The 25,018-nt window shown below is 71.1% G+C and carries 21 protein-coding genes and 1 pseudogene; 12 read left to right on the top strand and 10 right to left on the bottom strand.

Annotated elements, in window-relative coordinates:
* Positions 1 to 114 precede the first annotated feature (114 nt).
* The 5 genes from ppdK to BLU27_RS17750 all read right to left on the bottom strand — a co-directional run bounded on the left by ppdK (position 115) and on the right by BLU27_RS17750 (position 7,383).
* Complete coding sequence (ppdK, locus tag BLU27_RS17770) at positions 115 to 2,814, bottom strand: pyruvate, phosphate dikinase (protein ID WP_197681478.1); 2,700 nt, start codon at positions 2,812 to 2,814, stop codon at positions 115 to 117.
* 138 nt (positions 2,815 to 2,952) lie between these two features.
* Positions 2,953 to 3,747 carry an oxygenase MpaB family protein gene (locus BLU27_RS17765; RefSeq protein WP_092654796.1) on the bottom strand — a complete coding sequence of 265 codons (795 nt, stop codon included), beginning with the start codon at positions 3,745 to 3,747 and terminating at the stop codon, positions 2,953 to 2,955.
* A gap of 139 nt (positions 3,748 to 3,886) precedes the next feature.
* Positions 3,887 to 5,134 (bottom strand): tRNA dihydrouridine synthase DusB, encoded by a 1,248-nt coding sequence (gene dusB, locus BLU27_RS17760; RefSeq protein ID WP_092654795.1) that lies wholly within the window; start codon positions 5,132 to 5,134, stop codon positions 3,887 to 3,889.
* Complete coding sequence (locus tag BLU27_RS17755; RefSeq protein WP_092654794.1) at positions 5,131 to 5,943, bottom strand: hypothetical protein; 813 nt, start codon at positions 5,941 to 5,943, stop codon at positions 5,131 to 5,133. The genes dusB and BLU27_RS17755 overlap by 4 nt, the downstream gene beginning before the upstream one ends.
* A 60-nt stretch (positions 5,944 to 6,003) precedes the next feature.
* Entirely contained in the window at positions 6,004 to 7,383 is a 1,380-nt protein-coding gene (locus BLU27_RS17750; RefSeq protein WP_092654793.1) for a glycine--tRNA ligase, read from the bottom strand.
* Between the two features lie 143 nt (positions 7,384 to 7,526).
* Between BLU27_RS17750 and BLU27_RS31005 the strand changes: the two genes are divergently transcribed.
* The 5 genes from BLU27_RS31005 (at position 7,527) to BLU27_RS17725 (ending at position 11,347) form a co-directional block, all read left to right on the top strand.
* Complete coding sequence (locus BLU27_RS31005) at positions 7,527 to 8,033, top strand: DUF6703 family protein (RefSeq protein ID WP_338417578.1); 507 nt, start codon at positions 7,527 to 7,529, stop codon at positions 8,031 to 8,033.
* Positions 8,034 to 8,148: 115 nt separating this feature from the next.
* Positions 8,149 to 9,153: a metal ABC transporter substrate-binding protein gene (locus BLU27_RS17740; RefSeq protein ID WP_092657839.1), complete on the top strand. Its 1,005-nt coding sequence runs from the start codon at positions 8,149 to 8,151 to the stop codon at positions 9,151 to 9,153.
* A complete protein-coding gene (locus BLU27_RS17735; RefSeq protein WP_092654791.1) occupies positions 9,150 to 9,941 on the top strand; it encodes a metal ABC transporter ATP-binding protein in 792 nt (263 codons plus the stop codon). The genes BLU27_RS17740 and BLU27_RS17735 overlap by 4 nt, the downstream gene beginning before the upstream one ends.
* 3 nt (positions 9,942 to 9,944) lie before the next feature.
* On the top strand, positions 9,945 to 10,940 hold the full coding sequence (locus BLU27_RS17730) for a metal ABC transporter permease (protein ID WP_092654790.1): 996 nt from the start codon (positions 9,945 to 9,947) through the stop codon (positions 10,938 to 10,940).
* On the top strand, positions 10,937 to 11,347 hold the full coding sequence (locus BLU27_RS17725; RefSeq protein WP_092657837.1) for a Fur family transcriptional regulator: 411 nt from the start codon (positions 10,937 to 10,939) through the stop codon (positions 11,345 to 11,347). The genes BLU27_RS17730 and BLU27_RS17725 overlap by 4 nt, the downstream gene beginning before the upstream one ends.
* Here the strand turns inward: BLU27_RS17725 and BLU27_RS17720 are convergent.
* The 3 genes and pseudogenes from BLU27_RS17720 to BLU27_RS17710 form a co-directional block, all read right to left on the bottom strand.
* A complete protein-coding gene (locus tag BLU27_RS17720) occupies positions 11,344 to 12,195 on the bottom strand; it encodes an isoprenyl transferase (protein ID WP_092654789.1) in 852 nt (283 codons plus the stop codon). The two genes, BLU27_RS17725 and BLU27_RS17720, sit on opposite strands and share 4 nt — an antisense overlap.
* A 179-nt stretch (positions 12,196 to 12,374) precedes the next feature.
* Positions 12,375 to 13,100 (bottom strand): annotated as a pseudogene (recO, locus tag BLU27_RS17715) (DNA repair protein RecO); the annotation flags it as partial.
* 58 nt (positions 13,101 to 13,158) lie between these two features.
* A complete protein-coding gene (locus BLU27_RS17710; RefSeq protein ID WP_092654788.1) occupies positions 13,159 to 13,923 on the bottom strand; it encodes a CPBP family intramembrane glutamic endopeptidase in 765 nt (254 codons plus the stop codon).
* Between the two features lie 203 nt (positions 13,924 to 14,126).
* Here BLU27_RS17710 and BLU27_RS17705 point away from each other — a divergent pair, with 203 nt between their 5' ends.
* Positions 14,127 to 14,483, top strand: coding sequence for a Fe-S cluster assembly protein HesB (locus tag BLU27_RS17705; RefSeq protein WP_241827493.1), 357 nt, complete (start codon positions 14,127 to 14,129; stop codon positions 14,481 to 14,483).
* Positions 14,484 to 14,591: 108 nt separating this feature from the next.
* Here the strand turns inward: BLU27_RS17705 and BLU27_RS17700 are convergent, their stop codons facing one another.
* Entirely contained in the window at positions 14,592 to 16,703 is a 2,112-nt protein-coding gene (locus tag BLU27_RS17700; protein WP_092654787.1) for an ABC transporter substrate-binding protein, read from the bottom strand.
* A 334-nt stretch (positions 16,704 to 17,037) separates the two neighbouring features.
* On the opposite strand from BLU27_RS17700, the gene BLU27_RS17695 reads away from it, so the two are divergent.
* The 5 genes from BLU27_RS17695 (at position 17,038) to BLU27_RS17675 (ending at position 21,890) form a co-directional block, all read left to right on the top strand.
* Positions 17,038 to 18,009, top strand: coding sequence for a LacI family DNA-binding transcriptional regulator (locus BLU27_RS17695; RefSeq protein WP_172804983.1), 972 nt, complete (start codon positions 17,038 to 17,040; stop codon positions 18,007 to 18,009).
* Between the two features lie 80 nt (positions 18,010 to 18,089).
* Positions 18,090 to 18,704 carry a malonic semialdehyde reductase gene (locus BLU27_RS17690; RefSeq protein ID WP_092654785.1) on the top strand — a complete coding sequence of 205 codons (615 nt, stop codon included), beginning with the start codon at positions 18,090 to 18,092 and terminating at the stop codon, positions 18,702 to 18,704.
* A gap of 252 nt (positions 18,705 to 18,956) precedes the next feature.
* Positions 18,957 to 19,994, top strand: coding sequence for a LacI family DNA-binding transcriptional regulator (locus BLU27_RS17685; protein ID WP_092654784.1), 1,038 nt, complete (start codon positions 18,957 to 18,959; stop codon positions 19,992 to 19,994).
* The gene (locus tag BLU27_RS17680; RefSeq protein WP_092654783.1) at positions 19,987 to 20,760 is read left to right on the top strand and encodes a ThuA domain-containing protein; all 774 of its coding nucleotides are present in this window, start codon (positions 19,987 to 19,989) and stop codon (positions 20,758 to 20,760) included. Before BLU27_RS17685 ends, BLU27_RS17680 begins: the two co-directional genes overlap by 8 nt.
* Positions 20,757 to 21,890 (top strand): Gfo/Idh/MocA family protein, encoded by a 1,134-nt coding sequence (locus BLU27_RS17675; RefSeq protein WP_092654782.1) that lies wholly within the window; start codon positions 20,757 to 20,759, stop codon positions 21,888 to 21,890. The genes BLU27_RS17680 and BLU27_RS17675 overlap by 4 nt, the downstream gene beginning before the upstream one ends.
* Before the next feature lie 154 nt (positions 21,891 to 22,044).
* On the opposite strand, the gene leuA is transcribed toward BLU27_RS17675, so the two are convergent.
* A complete protein-coding gene (gene leuA / locus BLU27_RS17670; RefSeq protein WP_092654781.1) occupies positions 22,045 to 23,748 on the bottom strand; it encodes a 2-isopropylmalate synthase in 1,704 nt (567 codons plus the stop codon).
* A gap of 235 nt (positions 23,749 to 23,983) precedes the next feature.
* Here leuA and BLU27_RS17665 point away from each other — a divergent pair, with 235 nt between their 5' ends.
* Positions 23,984 to 24,970, top strand: a complete 987-nt coding sequence (locus BLU27_RS17665; RefSeq protein WP_092654780.1) for a GNAT family N-acetyltransferase — start codon at positions 23,984 to 23,986, stop codon at positions 24,968 to 24,970.
* Positions 24,971 to 25,018: the final 48 nt, after the last annotated feature.

Below are 25,018 nucleotides of genomic sequence, written 5' to 3'. Positions count from 1 at the left end.
CAACGAGTGACCGGGATTGGCACCCAGACCGGATTCCGGGCGAGGTTCCGGGCGAGGTTCCGGGCGAGGTTCGGAGCGTGCTTCGGAGCGAGGCACAGAGCGGCGGTCAACCGCTCACCTGCTGGCGCTGCCTGCGTCGGCGTCGGCGAGCACCGCCGCCCGGCCGGCTTCCAGCCTGGCCACCGGGACCCGGAACGCCGAACACGAGACGTAGTCCAGGCCGGCCTCGTGGAAGAAGTGCACCGAGTCCGGGTCGCCGCCGTGCTCGCCGCACACCCCGAGCTTGAGGTCCGGCCGGGCTGCCCGGCCCTCGCGTACGGCGAGGTCGACGAGGCGGCCGACGCCGGCGACGTCCAGCGACTCGAACGGCGAGACCCCGAAGACGCCGCGTTCGAGGTACGCCGCGAAGAACGCCGCCTCGACGTCGTCGCGGGAGAAGCCCCAGGTCGTCTGGGTGAGGTCGTTGGTGCCGAAGGAGAAGAAGTCCGCCGCCCGGGCGATCGCCCCGGCGGTGAGCGCCGCCCGCGGCAGTTCGACCATCGTCCCGACCGGGATCGGCCCGGTGAACCCGGTGCGTTCGCGGACGTCGGCGATGGTGCGCTCGGCCTCCTCCCGGCTGAGTTCGAGTTCCTGGACGGTGCCCACCAGCGGGATCATCACCTCGACCCGCGGGTGGCCGCCGGCACGCTCCCGGGCCGCGGCCGCCTCGGCGACGGCGCGCACCTGCAGGGCGTACAGGCCGGGTACGACCAGGCCGAGCCGAACCCCGCGCAGCCCCATCATCGGGTTCTGCTCGTGCAACCGCCGGACCGCCCGCAGCAGCCGTTCGTCCTGAGGGTCGCGCACGCCCCGCTCCCCCGCCAGCGCCACCCGTACGGACAGATCGGTGAGGTCGGGCAGGAACTCGTGCAGCGGCGGGTCGAGCAGCCGTACCGTTACCGGCAGCCCGTCCATTGCCGCCAGCAGCCCCTCGAAGTCGGCGCGCTGCAACGGCAGCAGCGCCTCCAGCGCCGCCGTCCGCTCCGCGTCGTCCTCGGCGAGGACCAGTGCCTCGACGTAACGCCGGCGCTCGCCGAGGAACATGTGCTCGGTACGGCACAACCCGATGCCGGCCGCGCCCATGGCGCGGGCGCGCGCGGCGTCGTCGGGCAGGTCGGCGTTGGCCCGTACGCCGAGCCGGCGGCGTCCGTCGGCGACCTTCATGAGCCGGTGCACCGAACGCACCAGCTCCTCCGCCTGGGCCGCACCGGGGTCCAGTTCCCCTTCGAAATAACGGACGACGGGCGAGTCGACGACCGGAACCTCGCCCAGGAAGACGTCTCCGGTCGTACCGTCGATGGAGATCACGTCGCCCTCGGAAACCTCGACCCCGCCCGGCGCGGTGAACCGCCCGCGGGCCACGTCGATGTCCAGCGTCTCCACGCCGCACACGCACGTCTTGCCCATCCCGCGCGCGACCACGGCGGCGTGCGAGGTCCTGCCTCCCCGGCTGGTGAGTATCCCGCGGGCGGCGATCATCCCGTCCAGGTCGTCGGGGGTGGTCTCCCGGCGGACGAGGATCACGTCTTCACCGGTGCTGTTCCACTCCACCGCGGTGGCGGTGTCGAACACCGCGCGGCCCACCGCCGCGCCCGGTGAGGCGTTCATGCCGTGCGCGATCGCCTGCCGTGCCGCGCGCTCGTCGAACCGCGGGAACATCAGCTGGGCCAGCTGGTGGCCGTCGACCCGGGACAGCGCCTCGTCCTCGGTGATCAGTCCCTCGTCCACGAGCTGGGTGGCGATCCGGAACGCCGCGGCCGCGGTCCGCTTGCCCACCCGGGTCTGCAGCATCCACAGCCGGCCGCGTTCGATGGTGAACTCGATGTCGCACAGGTCGCGGTAGTGGCCCTCCAGCGTGGCCATGATGTCGAGCAGTTCGTCGTAGGACTTCTTGTCCAGGTGGGCGAGCTCGGTCAGCGGGACGGTGTTGCGGATGCCGGCCACGACGTCCTCGCCCTGTGCGTTGGCGAGGTAGTCGCCGTAGACGCCGCGCGCACCGGAGGCGGGGTCGCGGGTGAACGCCACGCCGGTGCCGGAGTCGGGCCCCGCGTTGCCGAACACCATCGCCACCACGTTGACGGCGGTGCCCAGGTCGGCGCTGATGCGTTCCTGGCGCCGGTAGGTGATCGCCCGCGGTGCGTTCCAGCTGTCGAACACCGCCCGGATCGCGGCGTCCAGCTGCTCACGCGGATCCTGCGGGAAGTCCCGGCCGCTCTCGGCGCGGACGATCTGCTTGTACGTCGTGACGAGTTCGCGCAGCGCCCCCGCGTCCAGGTCGACGTCGTGCGGCGCCCCCCGGTCCCGCTTCAGTGCGTCCAGCGCGTCGTCGAAGTGTGCCCCGTCGATGCCCTGCACGGTCTTGCCGAACATCTGCAGCAGCCGGCGGTAGGAGTCCCAGGCGAACCGCTCGTCACCGGCCTGCTCGGCCAGCCCGCGCACGGACCGGTCGGTCAGCCCGATGTTGAGCACCGTGTCCATCATGCCCGGCATGGAGAACTTCGCCCCGGAGCGCACCGAGACCAGCAGCGGGTCGCCGGGGTCGCCGAGCCGCTTGCCGCGCGCCGTCTCGACGAGGGCAAGGTGCTTGGTCACCTCGTCGTGCAGCTCGGCCGGCACCTGCCCGGTGTCGAGGTAGGTACGGCAGGCCTCGGTGGTGATGGTGAACCCGGGCGGGACCGGAAGACCGAGGTTGGTCATCTCGGCGAGGTTCGCACCCTTCCCGCCGAGCAGGTCCCGCATGTCCTTGTTTCCTTGGGCAAATCCGTACACCAGCATCCGCAACTCACCCCCACCGGCCGCTCCCCGGGCGGCGCCCCGCTTCCGAGCGTAGGGCGTGTCCTGTGAATCGGGCGGCGAAAGTGAGCGGGCCATCCGCGCCGGGCTGGCAAGGCGGAGGAGGAGTCGCGCGGCAGGCTAGACGGCGGCGGCTGCGGGGCGCGGCGGGGGCGGAAGCAGCGAGGTGGCCTGGCGGGCGGCTCGCAGGCTGAGCGTGACCGAGAGCTCCGTGGTGGGCAGCGTGGGTACGCCGAAGATGCGGCGGGCCCAGCGCGGCAGCGCCATGAAGGCCAGCGTGTTGAGCGAGGGCACCACCAGCCGCAGCGGCGCCAACCGGACCGGAAACGGCGGGTTGAAGGAGTTCAGCACGCCCTGGCGGGCTTCGTCGCAGAGGTACAGCTTCGGCCGCATCATGGCGAAGTAGTCGGCGAGGTCGGCCCGGGAGGCGGGCGCGTCGGCGCGCCGGATACCGACCACCTCGGCTGCCCGCCTGCTCTCCGCGACGTAGGCGTCGGCCTCCTCGTCGCTGCTCAGGATGCCCGCCCTGCGGGCCACGTCGACGTAGGAGTCGATCTCGCCGCAGTGCACCCACAGCAGGCCCTCCGGCTCGTCCAGCCGGAACGTCTCGTCGGTGTCGGGGTCGTAACCTGTGAGCCCGGCGTGGATGGCCCGCACCCGTTCACCGGCCTCCTTCGCCTGCGCCTTGCTGCCGTAGGTGCGCACGGCCACGAAGTCGGTCGTACGCAGGAACCGCGCCCATGCCTTCTTCCGGTCGAACAGCGCGGAGTTCTGGAAGGTGCCGCGCATGACCCGCGGATACAGCGACTGGAGGTAGAGCGCGCGTACACCCGCCACCCACATGACGTGCTCGCCGTGTACCCGCCAGGTGATCGAACCGGGGCCGAACAGTCCGTGGTCCTTCCGCGCCGCCATGACCCGACCGTACCTCCGCGTCAGCCGGACCTCCGCGTCAGCCGGACCAGCGCGTCAGCCGGACCAGCGCGTCAGCCGGACCAGCGCGTCAGCCGGACCAGCGCGTCAGCCGGACCAGCGCGTCAGCCGGACCAGCGCGTCAGCCGCCGGAGACGCCGAGCTCCGCGCCGGTCAGGTCCTCACCCAGTCCGTCGCGGTCGTCCAGCCAGCCGGCCGGCATGGTCACCGACCGCGGGCTGCCCTGCCGGCCGCGGGCCAGGCCGAGCTCGCCGACCGGGAACGGCTGGTCGTGGTCGAGTTCGGCGAGCAGGGCGTCCAGGCCGGCCAGGTCCGAGACCAGGCCGAGGTCCCGGCGTACCTGCTGACGGACCGGGAACCCCTTGAGGTACCACGAGACGTGCTTACGGAACTCCCGGCAGCCGCGGTCCTCCCCGACGTACCCCGCGAGGAGCTCGGCGTGCCGGCGCATCATCGAGGCCACCTCGCCGAGCCCGGGCAGCGCAGGCTTGGGGCGGCCGCCGAACGCCGCCGCCAGGTCGCGGAACAGCCACGGCCGGCCCAGGCAGCCGCGGCCGACGACGACGCCCGAGCAACCGGTCTCGCGGACCATCCGTACGGCGTCCTCGGCCTCCCAGATGTCGCCGTTGCCGAGCACCGGGATGTCGACGGACGCCGCGAGAGCCGCGATGGAGTCCCAGTCGGCCCGACCGCTGTAGTGCTGGGCGGCCGTACGCCCGTGCAGCGCGATGGCCGCGCAGCCGCTGTCCTGCGCGATCTGCCCGGCCTCCAGGAAGGTCAGGTGGTCGTCGTCGATGCCCTTGCGCGTCTTCATCGTCACCGGGACGCCGTACGGCGCGGCCGCGGCGACCGCAGAACGCAGGATCGCGCCGAGCAGGTTGCGCTTCCAGGGCAGCACCGCTCCCCCGCCGCGCCTGGTGACCTTGGGCACCGGGCAGCCGAAGTTCAGGTCGACGTGGCCGACGCCGTAGTCGCCGCAGAGGATCTCGGTCGCGCGGCCGATGTAGGTGGGGTCCACGCCGTACAACTGGACCGACCGGACGGTCTCGCCCGGGTCGAACACCAGCATCCGCTTCGTCGTCTCGTCTCCTTCGGCGAGACCGCGCGAGGTGATCATCTCGCAGACGTACACCCCGGCCAGCGGCTCCTCCCCGCCCGACGAGCCCGACGACGGCTTCGACACGAACGCCTGACCCTGCTCGCGGCACAGTGTGCGGTACGCCGCGTTGGTCACCCCCGCCATCGGCGCGAGGACGACCGGCGGGCTGACCGTCGCCGAGCCCAACCGGAATGCGGTCGGGGTGGACTCCGGCACCGGTCGCGGCACAGCGGTGGCGGAGGCGGCGGCGGTGGCCGAAGTGGCGGTCATGAGCCGTCCGGCTCGAACGCGAGCGCGCCGTTGGGCAGCAGCTTGCCGTGGTAGGTCACGCTGTCGTTGTAGACGTCGGTGACCCAGCAGGTCAGTCCGCTGCTCGTGCCGACCTCGACGGCTTCCAGGTCGGTGACGTCGCAGGTCACCCGCGCCGGCCGGAACGCCTGGCGGGTCGCCTCGTACACCGCCTTCTTCTCCGTCACCGGTAGCTTGGCCGCCGACCAGCCCCAGTTGACCTCGGACTTCTTCACCGTGGCGGTGATCGCGAACCGGGTCTGCACGTCGTCCAGCCTCACGTCGCAGGTGAACTTGTACGTGCCGAGCGCGACGATGTCGTCCTCGGACTTCGAGCACGTGGACTTCGTGCCCTTCTCGTCCACCTCGCCCGCCGAGGCCCACACGATCGTCTCCAGCTTGTACCTGATCCGCTCCAGTTCCGGCGCCTCGTCCTTGGGCGCCGGCGGCAGCTTCGGCGCCGGGTAGGTGCTGGTCGGCCGGGGCAACGGGGTGAGGGTGACCGTCGGTGTGGGGGTGGGCGTCTTCGTGGGCGTCGGCTTCGGTGTGTCGGTCGCGCTGGTGAGCTTGCGCAGGGAGATGTCGCCCGGATGGGCGGTCGAGCTCGGCTCCGGGGTTCGCGAGCGGGCCGAGTCCGCCGAGTTCGTCAGGGCGCCGAGCGGGCCGCAGCCGACGGTGACGCCGAGGGCGAGGCCGGCCAGCCCGACGAGTGCGGCCGGGCGGAGCGTACGCCGCAGCCGGGCGGGCCGAGGGGAGTCGGCCGGCCGGAACGGCTTGGTTCGTCGTGTCATGACACCTGGGAGAGGGGAACGGGGCATCTGAGCAGAGCAGAGTGGGGCGGGAGTGGGCCGTCAGCAGCCGACCAGACGCGCCGCGAGGTAGGCCTCCACAGCGTCGAGGGAGACGCGCTCCTGCGTCATCGAGTCGCGCTCACGTACCGTCACGCAGTGGTCCTCCAACGTCTCGAAGTCAACCGTCACACAATACGGCGTACCGATCTCGTCCTGGCGGCGGTACCTCCGCCCGATCGCGCCGGCGTCGTCGAACTCGACGTTCCACGACTGGCGCAGCTGGTCGGCGAGGCCGCGGGCCTGCGGTGACAGGTCGGCATTGCGCGACAGCGGCAGCACGGCCGCCTTCACCGGCGCGAGCCGGCGGTCCAGCCGGAGCACGGTGCGGCGTTCGAGCTTCCCCTTGGCGTTCGGTGCCTCGTCCTCGGTGTAGGCGTCCAGCAGGAACGCCACCATCGACCGGCCCACGCCGGCGGCCGGCTCGATGACGTACGGCGTCCAGCGTTCGCCCTTGTCCTGGTCGAAGTAGGACAGGTCGACGCCGGAGGCCCGGGCGTGCGTGGTGAGGTCGAAGTCGGTGCGGTTGGCCACGCCCTCGAGCTCGTCGAACTCCTTGCCGCCGAAGCCGAAGCGGTACTCGATGTCGACGGTGCGCTTGGAGTAGTGGGAGAGCTTCTCCTTGGGGTGTTCGTAGAAGCGCAGGTTGTCCGGTGAGATGCCGAGGTCGGTGTACCACTCCCAGCGGTTGGCCAGCCAGTAGTCGTGCCACTCCTCGTCGGTGCCCGGCTGGACGAAGAACTCCATCTCCATCTGTTCGAACTCGCGGGTGCGGAAGATGAAGTTGCCGGGGGTGATCTCGTTGCGGAAGCTCTTGCCGATCTGCGCGATCCCGAACGGTGGCCGGCGCCGCGCGGACGCCATCACCTGGGCGAAGTTGACGAAGATGCCCTGTGCGGTCTCCGGCCGCAGGAAGTGCATGCCCTCCGCGCTCTCCACCGGGCCGAGGTGCGTACGCAGTAGGCCGTTGAACATCCGCGGTTCGGTGAGCGCGCCCTTGGTCCCGCACGCCGGGCAGCCGAGTTCGGTGATGTCGGCAGGCGGCCGGTCGTGCTTCGCGGCGAACGCCTCCTCCAGGTGGTCGGCCCGGAACCGCCGATGGCAGCTCTGGCACTCCGTCAGCGGGTCGACGAACGCCTCGACGTGACCGGACGCCTCCCACACCGCCCGCGGCAGGATCACCGAGGAGTCCAGGCCCACCACGTCTCCGCGGGTGCGCACCATCGCCCGCCACCACTGGCGCTTGAGGTTCTCCTTCAGCTCCACGCCGAGCGGGCCGTAGTCCCAGGCCGAACGGGTGCCGCCGTAGATCTCCCCACAGGGAAAGACGAAACCACGGCGCTTGCAGAGACTGACGAGGGTGTCGAGACGATCGGCTGGCACGTGTGCACTCCATCCGGCTGGGTGTCGGCGGGGACGCGGGAAGGACACAGGCTACCGGTGTGCCCCGACGTACGGTGCCCTACGCCCGGGCGGGGTGAGAGGATCGGTGGGAACGAGAGGCGGCCGGCACCGACGGCGGCCCTGTGCAGTCGAGGAGTCCCGTGTCCGACCGACCGAAGTCGAGGCAGCCGAAGGCGGGTGGGCCGCGCAGCCGTCCGCCGGGCCCGCGGTCCGGAGCGGCGACGTCGCAGACGGGCGGCAACCGGCGTCCGGGTAGCTCCGCCAGTGCGAGCGGCACAGGTGCCCGGCATGGCTCGGGTTCGACCGGCTCGTCGGGCTCGTCGGGCTCCGCGAGTTCCGGGAGCTCCGCCGGATTTCGCCGTACGGTCGAACGCCTGAGCTACCCCGTCATCCTCCGGCTGCACCGCATGCCGCGGTGGATGGTGACGATCGGCCTGGCGGCGCTGCTGGTCGCGGGACTGCTCGCGCCCGTGCCGTACGGACCTGTCTGTCTCGGCGTCGTGGTGGCGCTGATGGCGTGGCTCACATATCTCGCCTGGCACGAGGGAGACCGCTCCCGCCGGGTGATCCGCCTGGTCGCGCTCGCCCTCGGCGGCGCGGCGCTGGCGATGCGCCTCATCGCCGCCTGAGACCTCTCCTCCACGCCACCACACCTCGCTGGGCAACTCACCGGGCAACCCGCTGGGCAACTCACCGGGCAACGCCGAGTTGACAGCACCAGGCCGCTTGTTGAAAATGGTTCTCATGTTCTCCACGATCCGGCGGGCCGCTTCCGTAAGGCGGTTCGCCGCCGTCGCCTTCGCCGGACTGTGCGCCGGAAGCCTGCTCACCGCGTGCGGATCGGAGTCCGGATCCGGTTCGGGCGACGGAGACCGGCTGAGCGTGGTGGCGGCGTTCTACCCGTTGCAGTACGCCGCCGAGCGCGTCGCCGGCGACGCCGCGAACGTGGTCAACCTCACCAAACCGGGCGCCGAGCCGCACGACCTGGAGCTGTCGCCGCGGGCGGTGGGGACGGTGAGCGAGGCCGACCTCGTCGTCTACCTGCGCGGTCTCCAGCCGGCCGTGGACTCCGCGGTGCACCAGGAGGCCGGCGACCACAGCCTGGACGTGACCGGCTCCGCCAGGCTGACGCTGCCCGCGCCGAGCGCCGGCGAGTCCGGCCACGCGGGGCACGACAACCACGACAACAACGTCGAGGGCGGCGAGGAAGCCGACAGCGTCGCGTCGGGCAAGGACCCGCACTTCTGGCTGGATCCGCTCCGGCTGGCCGCCGTGGGCGACGCCATCGCCGAGCGGCTCGCCGCCGCCGACCCCGGCCGCGCCGCTTCGTTCCGCGCGAACGCCGACCGGCTTCGCACCGACCTCACCACGCTGGACCGGGAGTTCCGGACCGGTCTGGCCCCCTGCCGCAACCACGCCCTGGTGACCAGCCACGCCGCGTTCGGGTACCTCGCCCATCGCTACGGCCTCACGCAGTTCGGCATCACCGGGCTGTCCCCGGACCAGGAGCCCTCCCCCGCCGAGCTCAGCTCCGCCGCGACGTTCGCCCGCAAACACGACGTTCGTACGATCTACCACGAGACGCTGGTGAGCCCGGCCGTGGCGAAGACGGTGGCCAGGGAGACCGGGGCCGACAACGCGGTCCTCGACCCGCTGGAGGGGCTGACCTCCCAGTCGGCCGGCAAGGACTACATCGCCGTCATGCGCGCCAACCTCGCCACTCTCCGGAAGGGCCAGGACTGCTCGTGAACACAAAACCGCCCGACGCCGGAACCTCCACGGCCGCCGCCGTCCGCCTTCGTGGAGGCGCGGTCTCCTACGCCGGCCAGCGCGCGCTGTCGGATGTCGATCTCGACGTCGCGCCCGGTGAGGTGGTCGCCCTGCTGGGGCCGAACGGCTCGGGCAAGTCGACCCTGGTCCGGGCGATCCTCGGCCTGGTCCCCCTGTCGGCCGGGACGCTCGAGCTCTTCGGCACGCCCGCGCACCGGTTCCACGACCGCGCCCGGATCGGTTACGTGCCCCAGCGGCACACCGTCGGCGGCGGGGTTCCCGCGACCGTGCAGGAGGTGGTGTCGTCAGGCCGGCTGGCCCGCCGGCGGCTGATCACTCCCTGGCTCCGTCCGGCCGACCGGGCGGTGGTCGCCGACACCATCGCCACCGTCGGCCTGGAGGAGAAGGCCTGCGCCCAGATCTCCACGCTGTCCGGCGGGCAGCAGCGGCGGGCGCTGATCGCCCGCGCACTGGCCGGAGAGCCGGACATGCTGGTGATGGACGAGCCGCTGGCCGGGGTCGACCTGGCCAACCAGGAGATCCTCACCAGGACGCTCACCGGCCTGGTGGAGGCCGGCACCACGCTGCTCATCGTGACACACGAGATCGGCCCGCTCGCCGACCTGATCGGCCGTACGGTCGTGCTGCACCACGGCCGGGTCGGCTACGACGGCCCGCCCACCGACGAGGTGCTGAACGGCTTCGCGGGCACCGATCCGCACTTCCTGCCGGCCTCGCCGGGAGACCCCTTCGGATTCGTGGACTGAACGATGGAGATCCTGCAGTTCGACTTCATGCAGCGGGCGTTGCTCGCCGCGCTGCTCATCGGCCTGTCCGCCCCGGCGGTCGGCATCTACCTCGTCCAACGCCGGCTCGCCCTGATCGGCGACGGCATGGGCCACGTCGCGCTCACCGGCGTCGGCATCGGCCTGCTCACCCGTTCCGGCCCGGTGTGGACGGCCCTGGTGTGCACGGTCCTCGGCGCCGTTCTGATCGAGGTCATGCGGGCGAAGGGACGCACGAGCAGCGACGTCGCCCTGGCGGTGATGTTCTACGGCGGTATCGCCGGCGGCGTGGTGCTGCTGGCCAAGGCCCCCGGCAGCACGCCGGCAAACCTGAACGCCTACCTCTTCGGATCCATCACCTCGACCACGCCGGGCGATCTCGTGGTGTTCGCCGTCCTCGCCGTCGTCGTGCTGGCAGTCGCACTGGGGATGTCCCGGGTGTTCTTCACCGTCGGCGCCGACGAGGAGTACGCCACCGCTGCCGGCCTGCCGGTTCTCGTGCTCAACATCGTGCTCGCGGTGATGGTCGCTGTCACCGTCGTGGTGTCGATGCGGGTCGTCGGCCTGTTGCTGGTCAGCGCGCTGATGATCGTTCCGGTGGCGGTCGCGCAGCGGGTCGGCCGCAGCTTCGCCGGCACCGTCGCCACCGCCATGGTGGTCGGCGTGGTGGTGAGCGTGGGTGGTGTCTTCACCTCCTTCTACGCCGACACTCCCTCCGGTGCGACGATCGTGCTCGCGGCCATCGCGGTGTTCGTGCTCACCGCGGCGGGCACCGCGTTGCGGGCCAGAATGCGCGGGCCGCACAACGAGGCCGAGGACCACCTGCACACTCACGGCCCCACGTGCGGGCACCGGGCCGTACCCCACGAGGACCACGTCGACTACCTGCACGACGGGCACCGGCACGCGCCGCACGGAGCGCACTACGACGAGCACTTCGCCGACGAGAACGAGACCGCCCAGGGGAGACGATCCAGCTGAGCGCGAACCCGAGGATCCGCGCGACCCGGCAGCGGGCCGCGGTCGCGGAGGTGCTGGAGGGGGTCGAGGACTTCCGCAGCGCCCAGGACATCCACGCTCTGCTGCGTGACCGCGGCGAGAACGTCGGGCTGACCACCGTCTACCGCACGCTCGGCTCGCTGGCGGACGCCGGGCAGGTGGACGCGATCCGCACCGACGACGGCGAGACGGTCTACCGCCGGTGTGCCACCGCCCGGCACCACCACCACCTGGTGTGCCGCGACTGCGGGCGCACGGTGGAGGTGGAGGGACCCGCGGTCGAGCGGTGGGCGGAGAGCGTCGCCGCCGAGGCCGGGTTCGTCGACGTCACCCACACCGTCGAGGTGTTCGGCACCTGCGCCGCCTGTGCGCGCCAGGACGTGGTCTAGGCCCCCTCAGGGGCGGGATCGGCGGCCACCTCGTTGGGGATCGCGCCGCCGAACCTGCGGTCGCGCTGGACGTACAGCTCGATCGCCCGCCACAGGTCACGCCGGTCGAAGTCGGGGAACAACGTGTCCAGGAAGACGAACTCGGCGTACGCCGACTGCCACAGCATGAAGTTGGACGTACGCTGCTCCCCCGACGACCGGACGAACAGGTCGACGTCGGGCAGATCCGGCTGGTAGAGGTAACGGCCGATCGTCCGCTCGTCGATCCGGTCCGGGCGCAGCCTGCCCGCCTCCACGTCGCGGGCGATCGCCTGCATCGCGTCGGTGAGTTCTGCCCGTCCGCCGTAGTTGACGCAGAACTGCAGGGTGATGACGTCGTTGTCGCGGGTGCGTTCCTCGGCGTACTCGAGTTCGCGGATCACGCTCTTCCACAGCCGAGGGCGACGCCCGGCCCAGCGCACCCGCACCCCCATGGCGTCCAGCTCGTCCCGCCGGCGGTGGATCACCTCGCGGTTGAAGCCCATCAGGAAGCGCACCTCCTCCGGCGAACGCGACCAGTTCTCGGTGGAGAACGCGTACGCCGAAAGGGTTTTCACGCCGATCTCGATCGCACCCTTGATGGTGTCGAACAGCGCGCCCTCGCCCTTCTCGTGGCCGCGTGTGCGCGGCAGCCCGCGTGCCTTGGCCCACCGGCCGTTTCCGTCCATCACCAAGGCGACGTGGCTCGGAACGAGCTCCGGCGGGATGGCCGGCGGCCGTGCACCCGACGGGTGCGGGTCGGGCGGCTGGACCTGCCGGCGAACAGGTGCCGGCCTGCGCCGCAGGCCGGTGCGCAGGCTGGGACTCATCGCGTGATCACACCCCGTCCGGTGTCGTGGGAAGCGTCGTCGTGGCCCTCGCCGCCGTGGGAGCGGACGGGGGAAGCGTCGTCGTGGTCCTCGTGGTCCTCGTGGTCCTCGTGGTCCTCGTGGTCGTCGCCGCCGTGCGGCTCGTCCTCGGCCATGCGTACCCGCATCTCCGGTTCGAACCGCTCGACGTGCGGCAGGGAACGCAGGCCGCGTTCGAGATGCCACTGGAGGTACGCCGAGACCAGCCCCGTCGCCTCCCGCCGGTGCCGGTCGGTGCTCGTGTCGGCCACCGCCCACTCACCGGTGAGCAGCGCCGCCAGCAGCCCGACGGTCTCCGGCGCGGGCATCGCCACCCCGGCCGGGCGGCAGTCCGCACAGATCATCCCGCCGGCCGCGACCGCGAAGGCGCGGTGCGGGCCGGCCGTGCCGCACCGGGCGCAGGCGTCGAAGGACGGCGCGTAGCCCGCGACGGCCAGCGACCGCAGCAGGTAGGAGTCCAGGATCAGGCCGGGCTCGTGTGCCCCCTCGGCCAGCGACCGCAGGGCGGCGACCAGAAGCAGGAAGTGCTGGGTGGCCGGCTCGCGTTCCTCGACAGTGAGCCGCTCCGCGGTCTCCAGCATGGCCGCTGCGGTGGTGTAGCGGCCGTAGTCGGCGTACATCGCCTCGGCGTAGGGCCGGCGGATCTCCGCCTGGGTGATGACGTCCAGCGAGCGGCCCACCGCGAGCTGCAGCTCGACGTAGGAGCAGGGCTCCAGGCGTGCGCCGAACCGCGACGTCGTCCGGCGGACACCCTTGGCGACCGCCCGCACCCGTCCGTGGTGGCGGGTCAGCAGGGTGATGATCCGGTCGGCCTCCCCCAGTTTGTGGGTCCGGAGCACCACGGCCTCGTCGACGTACAGCGGCACACCGACCATTCTCGCCTACCGCACCGACGGTGCGGACCCCCCGCCGCACATCGTGCGGTCACAGCAGGCTCAGCAGGGAAACCGCGGCCAGCAGGTTGACCAGCAGATGGGTGACGATCGCGGGACCGAGACGGTCCGACCGCATCCGGACGTATCCGGCGGCCAGCCCGGCGGCGAACAGCAGGACCACGCGGGTGGGTTCGAGATGGACCAGGGCGAACAGCACCGCGGTCACCAGCAGCGTCGGCCACGCACCCAGGCCGCGCCGGCGCAGCGCGCTCCACCACATGCCCCGAAAGTGAATTTCCTCCACGAACGCCGCACACAGCGCCATGACCGCCAGGGCCACGACCTGCCAGTGGGAGTTGGCGTGCCCGGCGACGTTCCCGAGCGCCGAGGTGGGCGTGACGCCGGTCACCGCGATCGTGATCAGGAGGATCACCGTGGCCGCCGCGAGCACGACCAGGCAGGCCAGCAACCCGATCCCGACGTCGACGGGCCGGAACCACAGCGCGAGGTCCGAGCGAGGGCCGTTCCCGCGCCGCCGGGAGGCCAGCAGCGGCACGCCGGCAAGCGACAGCCAGCCCACGGGCGTGGCGATGATCGTCGCCGTGACCGGGCCCACTCCCAGGGCGGTGAGGCCGTACGACACCACGAACGACAACACGACGAAGCCGAGCAGCGACCCGATCGCGGTGGGGATGCCCCATCGCGGCGGCGGTGCGACGTCGGTGCCACCCCGCGCGCCGGGGTCGGCAGGCGGGACGTTTCCCGCCGGGGGGACAGGGCCGGAAGACTCCGATGGCGATGGCTGACCGGTCACCCCTCCATCATCTCCACAGCCCGCCGACACGCTTGGTTTGACTCAGCGCCGCGGAGGGGCAAGGGTGGAATGACCGGCGTCCAGTGCATCGGGGAGTGATTCACACCTGCCAGCCGGTCGGGCCAGTGGCGCCCTGACGTACGCCTTCGACAGCGCGCGGGCGCAGTTCCCCGACACCCATGATCTCTAGTTGAGGAGCAATCTTGCTTGCACTCACCAACAACGCTGCCCTCGTCATCCAGTCCCTGACGAACAGCCCCGAACTTCCCGGAAGCGCCGGCCTGCGCATCACCGCGCAGCCGGAGGACCAGCAGAGCCTGAGCCTCGCGGTGGCCGCCGAGCCCACCGCCGGTGACGCGGTTGTCGAGGAGCAGGGCGCGCGCGTCTTCCTGGAGGAGAGCGCCTCGAACATGCTCGACGAGATGGTGCTCGACGCCGAGGTGGACGCGCAGGGCAGCGTGCAGTTCTTCCTGGGCAGCCAGGCCGGTCAGGCGGGCGGGCAGCCCGGCGGTGCCGCTCCCTCGCAGAACAGCCAGGGCCCCGACGGTCCCACCGCCTGAGCAGGCGGGAGCGTACGGGGGCGGGCGTCGTTCCGCACCTGCCGTGGGTGGGAACGGCGCCTCTTACCCGGCCGACCGGGTAAGAGGCGCCGTGGCCGCCAAGGTCGCTCAGACGTGTGCCTTCGGGTCGTCCCAGAACCACGCCTCCGGGTCGTAGGCGGCGGGCGTCGGGTGGTGCCAGTCGTTGACCAGGCCACCGAGCGCGGTCTGCTCCTTGGTCGGGACGTTGCGCAAGCCGTCCTTGACAAGGACGATCTGCGGGTAGTTGGCGACCACCCCCATGAAGAACGGCCCCTCGTCGATGTGGATCCGGATCATGTCCCAGACGAGCTTGTCCCGCTTGGTCTGGTCGACCTCGACCCGCACCTGGTCGGCGAGCTTCCACAGCCGGTCCACCGGACCGCCGGGCTCGGGCGCGGCCCGCGGAGGCGTGCGCTTGTACGGATCGACGTCGAGTTGCTTCTTCTCGTCGGGCGTACCCCGCAGCGCGTAGAACTGCCCCTGCAGTGACGCCCACCGGGACGGCTCCATCGGCATCAGCCACAGCATGTCGGCGGCGACGCTCATCGTGCTGGTCTCCCACGCGGTGGTGGTCATCAGCTTGCCCTGTGCCCACTGGTCACCGAAGGACGTCGGGGCCACCGGGCTGAGCCGGGTGTCGATGCCGATGGCGTCCCAGCTCTTCTTCAGCAGCTGGTTCTTCTTCATGTGCTCGCCGGTGGTGTCGATGTCGGCCGGGTAGTTCAGCCGGACGACCAGCTTGCTGCCGTCGGGCTTCTCCCGCTTGCCGTCGCCGTCCTTGTCGACCACACCCAGCTTGTCCAGCATCGACTTGGCGCGCTCGGGGTCGAACTTCACCCACGACTCCCGCCACTGCTTGTACTCCTGCGGGCCGTTGCCGCGGTGGAACTCCCGCGTCTTCGGCCCGTACCCGCCGGTGGTGGGGATGCCGGTGTCGAAGTAGATGGACTTGCGGGCCTCACCGCGGTCATACGCCAGCGACAGCGCCTGCCGGAACTCCGGCTTGCGGATCAGCGCGCGCATGGCGGGCTCGTCGTAGTCCTGGTTGAAGAAGAAGATGGAGCCGGTGCCGGATCCGCTGTCCCACAACAGCATCTTCATGCCGCTCTTGGTCTGCGAGCGCTTCAGTCCGGAGATGTCGCCGAGGGTCAGGCTGTTGAACGGACCGTGCACCTGGTCGAACTGGCCGGACTGGATCTGCAGCTTACGGGTCTCGATGTTGTCGACAACCTTGAAGTTCAGCCCGTCGATGTACGGCAGTTGGTTGCCGGCCTGGTCGACCACGTAGTAGTAGGGGTTGCGCTTCCACGTCGTCGCCCGGCCCTCGGAGTACGTGGCCAGCTGCCAGCCACCCATCGTCGGGGTCTCCGGGTTGAAGACCGTGTTGCGCTTCTCGTCGAACTTCGTCGTCCAGTCCTTGCCGACGGACTTGTTGTACTTCGGGTGGAACTGCTTCATGTAGTGCTTGGGTTCCATCCACGACGCGGCGATTCCGCGGTTGACCCAGTTGGCGATCATGTCGGGCACCATCGGGCTCGGCGCGTCATAGGTGATCACCAGTGTGTACTCGTCCGGCGCCTCGAACTTCGCGACCGTGCCCTTGCCGGACCGGGCCTCGTCGGGGATTCCCTCACCGAACTCCGGGTTGAGCACCATGTCGTTCCACCAGAACATGATGTCGTCGGTGGTCCACTTCTGCCCGTCGGACCATTTGAGTCCCTTGCGGAAGTGGAACGTCCACACCGACGCGTCCTCGTTGGACTCCCAGCTCTCCGCCAGGCCCGGGCCGAGGGTGAGGCCGTCGTTGAGCCAGCGCAGCGGCGAGTGGCCGTACATGTATTCCTTGATGGCGGCGTCGTTGCTGGAGCCGCTCGCCATCCGCAGGGTTCCGCCGTACTTTCCGGTCTGCGCCCAGTAGTGCGGGATGACGTAGGGCTTCTCGGGCAGCCGGTCCTTCAGCGCGGGCAGCTTTCCCGCCTTGACCTGTGCGGCCAGCTCCGGTGACTCCTTCAGCTGCCGCGGCGGCGCCAGCGGTTTGGGGGCCGATCCCCGCTTCGTGGGAGCCTTGCTCTGCTTGGCTCCTCCGCCGGTCGAACTCCCTCCCCCGCCGCTGCTGCAGGCGCCGAGCGTGACGCTGCCGGCGACCACGGCGGCACCGAAGAGCAGCCGGCGCCTGGTCAGTTCGTCAGACCCCGACATCGCGACCTCCCATGTTGGAACACAGAACGGACCGGTTCACGGGTGAACTGCCCACCCGAAGAACACGAACGGAACAGGTGACGCGTACGACGCCGTGCACAGCGCACGGCGCCCGCGCGATCAGTCGATTCGATTCGACTGTGCAATCTGGCGGAAACAGTAATGGCGGGAACGGATGCCATGTCAAGACTCCAACCAGTCCGAACACAACGAGAGTCCACGACCGGACAGGGGCCGGTGGCTTGACACGTTCGCGACCCGCCTTCTAGCGTCCGTCTTTGTCGAAATGATTCGACAACAGAGCAGTAACGAACACTTGACGAGGGGACGGCCGGTGGCCACGATCGCCGATGTCGCCCGGCTGGCGGGCGTGGCACCGAGCACGGTGTCGTACGTCCTGTCCAACCGGCGCAGCATCTCCCCGCAGACCCGCGAGGCGGTGCACCAGGCGATCCGGGACCTGGACTACCAGCCGCACGTCGGCGCCCGTGCGCTGCGCGGCGCGGCGACCCGCGTCCTCGCGGTCTCGGTGCCCTCCGAGGGTGCCTACAACCCGGTGCGCTGGCGGTTCGTGCACGACCTGAGCGCCGCCGCGCGTGAGCACGAGTACGACCTGCTGCTGCTCACCGGCGAGGACAGCGTGGCCGACGTACGCCGGGTGGCCCGCAGCCGGCTGGCCGACGGTGCGGTCCTGATGTCGGTGCTGACCGACGACCCGCGAATCCCGGTGGTCCGGGAGCTGGGCTTCCCGACCGCACTCCTCGGCTGCCCGGACGACCCGGGCGGCCTGCCCTGGTGCGACTTCGACTTCGGGGGTTCGGCGGCACAGGCGGTGCGGATGCTCGCCGGGGCCGGGCACCGCCGGATCGGGTTCGTGGCCTCCACAGACGCAGAGTTCCACGAAGGCGTGAGCTACGCCCGGCGCGGTCTGGCCGGCGCCCGGCTCGGCGCCCGGGAGTCAGGTGCCCAGCTCAGGGTGATCCGGTCCTCGACCTCTCCGCGTACCCTCGCCGGCCGGGTGCACCGGTTGCTCGACGTCGACGACCCGCCCTCGGCGCTGGTCACAGTGCACGACGTCCCGGGGCTGGTGGAGATCCTGCGTGAGCAGGGGTACCGCGTGCCCGCCGACCTGCCGATGGTGGCCGTGGCGAGCACCCGCGAGCAGCCCGGCGTGCCCGGGCTTCCCCGCTGGGAGCTCCCGGTGGCGCAGATGACCCGGACAGCGGTGCGGCTCGCGATGTCCGCGATCTCCGGTGAGCCCGGGGAAGGCGGCGGTCTGATCGGGACGAGGCCCACGGAAAGTTGACCGGCTCGGCGGAATAGTTGAAGCGTCAATCATGTTCCTCACACGTACGCACATCGACACGCACTCGAGGTGAGGACTTGATGACAGTCAGCGACCTGACCCGCGACGACCTCCGGATCGACCCGCGCTCGGCCGACCTGCTCTTCCGGGAGGCCCGCACCGCCAACTCCTTCACCGACGAACCGGTGAGCGAGGAGACGGTCCGCGAGATCTACGAGCTGGTCAAATGGGCGCCGACGGCGTTCAACCAGCAGCCGCTGCGTGTCCTCCTGCTGCGAACCCCTGAGTCCCGCGAGCGGCTGCTGCCGCTGATGGCGGAGGGCAACCGGGCCAAGACGGCGAGCGCGCCGCTGACCGCGATTCTCGCCGCGGACACCGAGTTCGCCGACCACCTGCCCCGTCTCGTTCCGCACGCGCCGAACGCCAAGGAGCTGTTCGCCGACGACCAACGGCGGCACGCGTCCGCCCAGTTCAACGCCACCATCCAGGTCGGCCTCTTCCTCCTCGGCATCCGCGCCGCCGGCCTGGCCGCGGGGCCGATGACCGGCTTCGACAAGGCCGGCGTGGACACGGAGTTCTTCCCGGACGGCCGGTACCGCTGCCTCGCCGTTGTCAACATCGGCCGTCCGGGTGAGAACGCCTGGCGTGACCGGCTCCCCCGGCTCGGCTACGACGAGGTCGTCACCTCGATCTGACCGGCCGACCTCACCGAGCGGCACCGGACGACAGCGCCCTCGGCCGGCCCGGTCCCTCGTTGACCGGCTCCGGCCGAGGGCGTTCGCGCCGTAGACAGCCCGTGACTGCGCTGGCTACTTTCGTTGTCGAACCGCTTCAACTCGGATTCGCCTCGGATTTCAACCTCGGATTCGACTCAGACCAACGGGCCCGGGCCGCGCCCCATCCGTGCGGGCCGCTCCGGTCGGCATCGGCGCATCGGGGAGGACACCATGCCGACGATCAAGGACGTCGCCGAACGCGCCGGCGTCTCGGTGAGCACGGTGTCGTACGCCCTGAGCGGCAAGCGCCGCATCTCCACCGAGACCCGCGATCGGGTGCAGGCGGCGATCCACGCGCTCGGCTACCGCCCGCACGCCGGCGCCCAGGCGCTGGCCAGCCGCCGCTCCCAGATCCTCGCCCTGGTGATGCCCGCCGCCGACTACTTCTCCGTCTCGGTCGGGATGGCGTTCGTCACCGCGGTCACCACCGCCGCCCGCGGCTACGGCTACGACGTCTTGCTGATGACCGCCGACGAGGGCGACGAGGGGCTGCGCCGGATCACCCACAGCGCGCTGGCCGACGGCGTACTCCCGATGGAGGTCGAGGTCCAGGACTCCCGGGTGACCACGATCCGAGAGCTCGGCATCCCCGCCGCCCTGCTCGGGCAGCCGGCCGACCCGCAGGGACTGCCGTGGGTCGACCTCGACTTCGCCGCCGCCGGCGCGCTGTGCGTCGAGCATCTCGCCCGGCTCGGGCACCGGCGGGTCGGCGTGCTCGGTCCCAACTCAGGGGCGTACGAACGCGGGCTGGGCTACGCCCTGCGCACCCTCCGGGCCACCAGGGAGGCGGCGGCGCGTCACTCGGTGTCGCTGGTGGCCGAGCGGACCGGGCCGGTTCGCCGCGAGGTCGCCGGGAGCGTCCGCCGGCTGCTGGCCGCCTCCCCGGCGATCACCGCGCTGGTGGTGTACGACCAGGAGGCCCTGGCCACCGTCGAGGAGGTGCTCGCCACCGAAGGCGTGCGCATTCCCGGCGACCTTTCCGTGCTGGCGGTGGCCGCGGAGTCCACCGCACGACGCGCCTCTCCGTCGTTGTCCTTCGTGGAGTTGCCCGTGGCCGCCATGGCCGAACACGCCGTCGCCCTGGTTGTCGGCGCGATCTCCGGCACTCCTGCCGAACCGGTGCTGTTGCCGCCGGTCCTGAACGAGCGCGGGAGCACCGCCGCTCCCGCGCGCCGGTCCCCCTTCCGAGCCGAGGAGCTCCATGAGTGACACCGCACGTACGATCCGCGTCACCGTCTGGAACGAGAACGTCCACGAGCAGCGGGAGGAGGCCGTACGCGCCCGTTACCCCGAGGGCATCCACGGCGCCGTCGCCGCCGGCATCGAGGAGAACCTGAAGGGCCAGGTCGAGGTCCGTACGGCGACCCTGGAGCAGCCCGAGCACGGGCTGACCGAGGAGGTGCTGGCCGACACCGACGTGCTCACCTGGTGGGGGCACGCGGCCCACGACAAGGTCGCCGACGAGGTGGTCGAGCGGGTGCAGCGGCACGTGCTCGGCGGGATGGGCCTGGTCGTCCTGCACTCCGGGCACTTCTCGAAGATCTTCCGCACCCTGATGGGCACCACCTGTTCACTGCGCTGGCGCAGTGAGCACGACCGCGAACTGGTCTGGACACTCAAGCCGCACCACCCGGTCGCCGAGGGGGTGCCGAGCCCGATCGTCATTCCCGAGCAGGAGATGTACGGCGAGGTGTTCGACATTCCCGACCCGGACGAGCTCGTCTTCGTGAGTTCGTTCAGCGGTGGCGAGGTGTTCCGCAGCGGCTGCTCCTTCCACCGCGGCAACGGGCGCATCTTCTACTTCTCCCCCGGTGACCAGGCCTACCCGGTCTACCACCACCCCGACGTCCGTCGCGTGATCGCGAACGCCGTCAGGTGGGTGGTGCCGGCCGAGTCCACCCGGGACCTGCCGCGGCTGCAGAACTGCCCCACCGGCTGGTTCGAGAACGCCGACGCCTCCAAGGCCCGCGCATGACGCCCGGCACGGCGTCCGGAACGGTGTCCGGAGATGTCAACCGGCCCTTGCGGGTGCTGCAGGTAGGCGCCGGCGGCATGGGCCGCGGGTGGTTGCGCACGCTGCTGGCGTACGACCAGGTGGAGCTCGTCGGCGTCGCCGACCTCGACGTCGCCCGGGCGAAGGAGGCGCTGGAACAGGCCGGTGCGGGCGACGTGGCGACCGGGCCGACGATCGAGGCGCTGGCCGACCAGGTGCAGCCGGACTTCGTGGTGGACGTGACCATCCCGGAGGCCCACCACCCGGTGACGATGGAGGCGCTGCGGCGCGGCCTGCCGGTGCTGGGCGAGAAGCCGCTCGCGGCCAACCTCGCCGAGTCGCTGGAGCTGACCGCGGCCGCGCAGGCGTACGACCGGTTGTTCATGGTCAGCCAGAGCAGGCGGTACGACGCCAACCTGTTCGCCTACCGCCGTCAGCTGCGGCAGCTCGGCCGGCTCGGCATCCTGACCGCGGAGTTCTTCAAGGCGCCACACTTCGGCGGGTTCCGGGACGCGATGGACCACCCGCTGGTGCTCGACATGGCCATCCACGCCTTCGACAGCGCGCGGTTCCTGCTCGAGGCGGACCCGGTGGCGGTCTACTGCGAGGAGTACAACCCCGGCTGGAGCTGGTACGCAGGTGACGCCGCCGCCACCGCGATCTTCGAGTTCGGCGGCGGTCTGCGCTACGTCTACACCGGCAGCTGGTGCAGCCCCGGTCAGGAGACCTCGTGGAACGCCGCGTGGCGGGCCAGCGGCGAACACGGCACCGCGCTGTGGGACGGCGACGGTCCCCCTACCCTCGAGATCGTCGAGGGCGGGGAGACCGCGCCGGAGGGCGACACCCCGGAGGCGGATCCGCACCCCGGTATCGCCGGTTCGTTGCGGGAGTTCGTCGCCGCCCTGCGGACGGGGACGACCCCGATGGGCACCGCTCGCGACAACGTGGCCAGCCTGGCGATGGTGTACGCCGCCATCGAGTCCGCGCGCGACGGCCGGCGCGTCCTGGTGGCGGACGTACTGGAGGAGGCCTACGCCCAGGCCAAGGCTCGAGCACAGGGGCCCGTCCTGGACGTCCTCACCGGCTGGACCTCGCTCACGCCTCCTGGCTGAGCCCTGCTGGGGCCCTTCAGGTCCCTCAGGCCCGTCGGGGCGTGGTCGACGTTGGTGCCTCGCTGTCAAGGACGACTTGCCCCCGGCCGGCTGCCGGTAACCGCGCGAAACTCACGCGACCCGGCAGCCGGCCGTCGGGACCAGCGTCGACGTGTCAGCGCAAGGCGCGGTTGACAGCGGAGAGGACCGCCTTCAGCGACGCGCTGAGAATGTTGGCGTCCATGCCGACGCCCCAGTAGACGCCGTCGCCGACCTCGCACTCGACGTACGCCGCGGCCGTGGCGTCACCACCGACGCCGAGCGCGTGTTCGCTGTAGTCGAGGACGCGAACCTCGACGTCGACCTGCTTGATGGCGTCCACGAACGCCGCGATCGGACCGTTGCCCTCACCGCTGAGCACCCGCTGCCTTCCCCTGTGCTCGACGGTGACGGTGAGCGCGTCGCGCGCGCCGTCGGCGGCGGAGGTGTGCACCGTGTGCAGGGTGAACGGCCCGTCGGTGCGGAGGTACTCCCGCTCGAAGATCTCCCAGATCTGCGCCGAGGGAACCTCGCCGCCCTCCTCGTCGGTGTAGGCCTGCACGACCTTGCTGAACTCGATCTGCAGCCGGCGCGGCAGGTCGAGGTGGTGCTCGGCCTTCAGCACGTAGGCAACTCCGCCCTTGCCGGACTGGGAGTTGACCCGGATCACCGCCTCGTAGGACCGGCCGACGTCCTTGGGGTCGATCGGGAGGTACGGCGCCTCCCAGGGGTACTCGTCCACCGGCACACCGGCCTTCGCCGCGGCCTTGTCCAGCGCCTCCAGGCCCTTCTTGATGGCGTCCTGGTGGGAGCCGGAGAACGCGGTGTAGACCAGGTCGCCGGCGTAGGGGTGGCGAGGGTGTACCGGCAGCTGGTTGCAGTACTCCACCGTGCGCCGGATCTCGTCGATGTCGGAGAAGTCGATCTGCGGGTCGATGCCCTGGGAGAAGAGGTTCATCCCCAGCGTGACCAGGCAGACGTTGCCGGTGCGTTCGCCGTTGCCGAACAGGCAGCCCTCGATCCGGTCCGCCCCGGCCAGGACGGCCAGCTCCGCGTCGGCCACCGCCGTACCCCGGTCGTTGTGGGTGTGCACCGACAGGCACACGTGCTCACGACGGGACAGGTTGCGGCTCATCCACTCGATCTGGTCGGCGTAGACGTTGGGCGTCGAGCGCTCGACGGTGCACGGCAGGTTGAGGATGATCTCCCGGCCGGGCCCGGGCTGCCACACGTCCATCACCGCCTCGCACACCTCCAGGGCGAAGTCGAGTTCGGTGTCGACGAAGATCTCAGGGCTGTACTCGAAGCCGAAGTCGGTGTCGCCCAGCAGCTGTTCGGCGTACTTCATCACCCACTCGGTGCCCTGCACGGCGATCGCCCTGCACTCGTCCCGGTCGACGCCGAAGACCACGCGGCGGAACATCGGGGCGGTGGCGGCGTAGAGGTGGATGGTGGCGCGCTTGGCACCGACCAGCGACTGGGCGGTGCGCTCGATCAGATCCTCACGGGCCTGGGTCAGCACCGAGATCGTCACGTCGTCGGGGACGAGCCCCTCGTCGATGATGGCGCGCACGAAGTCGAAGTCGGTCTGGCTGGCCGACGGGAAGCCGACCTCGATCTCCTTGTAGCCCATCCGGACCAGCAGGTCGAACATCCGGCGCTTGCGGGCCGGGCTCATCGGGTCGATCAGCGCCTGGTTGCCGTCGCGCAGGTCGGTGGTGAGCCACCGGGGCGCCCGGGTGATCCGGGCGTTCGGCCAGGTGCGGTCGGGCAGGTCGACCGGCGGGAACGCGGAGTAGCGGTGGAAGGGCATGCGGCTCGGCCGCTGACGATGTGGCATCGGAAAAGGTCCCTCGATCTGGGTGGCGGGATGACGCTTCGACCGGCCGGGACGTCATGCAGCACCGCGACGAGGAGCCCGGCCTAGAGGGCCCCGCCGCGGCAGCGAAGGAGGAGACCTGCGTACCACATAGGTTGGTCAGCTTAGCCGTGTACGCCGCGGGCCCGGCAAGCCCCCTCCCCCACTCGGCGAAATCCGGTTGCCCGGCGCCGCTCCCGCCCGCACCCTGGGCGGTATGAAACTCCAGCGCCTCGACCCCGACGACGGGGCCGCCGTCGCCGCCACGATGACGTTCCTCCAGGCCGGCCGCGCCGCCGACACCCCGTGGGACCCGCCGCACACCGAGCGCGGCCTGGTCGCCTCGCTGCGGTACGGCTGGGACGGCGAGCCGGGCGAGAAGTGGCTGCTGGTCGAGGACGGGCAGGTCGCCGGCACCCTCGACCTCCACTTCTCCCAGCGCGACAACACGCACATGGCGTACGTCGGCGTGTCGGTCCATCCGGACAAACGCCGCGAAGGGCGCGGCCGCGCGCTGGCGGAGGAGGGCCTGGCCCGGGTCCGCGCGAGCGGCCGACGGCTCGCGATGGGCGGCACACTGGACGCCGAGGCACCGGCCGCGTTCGCCGCCGCGATGGGCTTTGCCCAGGCCAGCGTGGAGGTGCAGCGGCGCCAGGACCTCACCGAGGTCGACCCGGCCCGGGTCGAGGAGCTGCGGGCGCGCGCCGCGGAGGCCGCCCGCGACTACACGCTGATCCGGATGGACGGCCCGGTCCCGGACGACCTGGTGGACGAGGTGGCGGAGATGGCGGCAGCGATCAACGACGCGCCCACCGACGACCTCGACATCGAGGACGAGGTGTTCGACGCCAAGCGGGTGCGGGGGTTCGAGGCCGCGCAGGAGGCCGCGGGCAACAAGCTCTACCGCGTGATCGCCCGGCGGGGCACCGACGGGCCCCTGGCCGGCCACACGATGGTCGGCGTACCGGCCGAGTTGCCCGACTGGGCCTGGCAGTGGGACACCGCCGTCCTCGGGGCCCACCGCGGCCACCGGCTCGGCATGCTGCTGAAGGCCGACATGGTCACCTGGCTGCGGGCCGCCGAGCCGTCGGTCCGCTGGCTGGACACCTGGAACGCCGAGTCCAACGCCCACATGATCGGCGTCAACGAGGCGCTCGGATACCGCATCGTCACCCGCCACCTCGGCTGGCAGCGGGCGGTGTGAGGGTCCCGTCCGGGCGTACGCCACGATGACGTACGCCCGGACGGGCCC

The organism is Actinopolymorpha singaporensis, assembly GCF_900104745.1.
Taxonomy (GTDB): domain Bacteria; phylum Actinomycetota; class Actinomycetes; order Propionibacteriales; family Actinopolymorphaceae; genus Actinopolymorpha; species Actinopolymorpha singaporensis.
The sequence above is the reverse complement of the archived record's forward strand: the minus strand, read 5'-3'. Positions and strand labels throughout refer to the sequence as shown.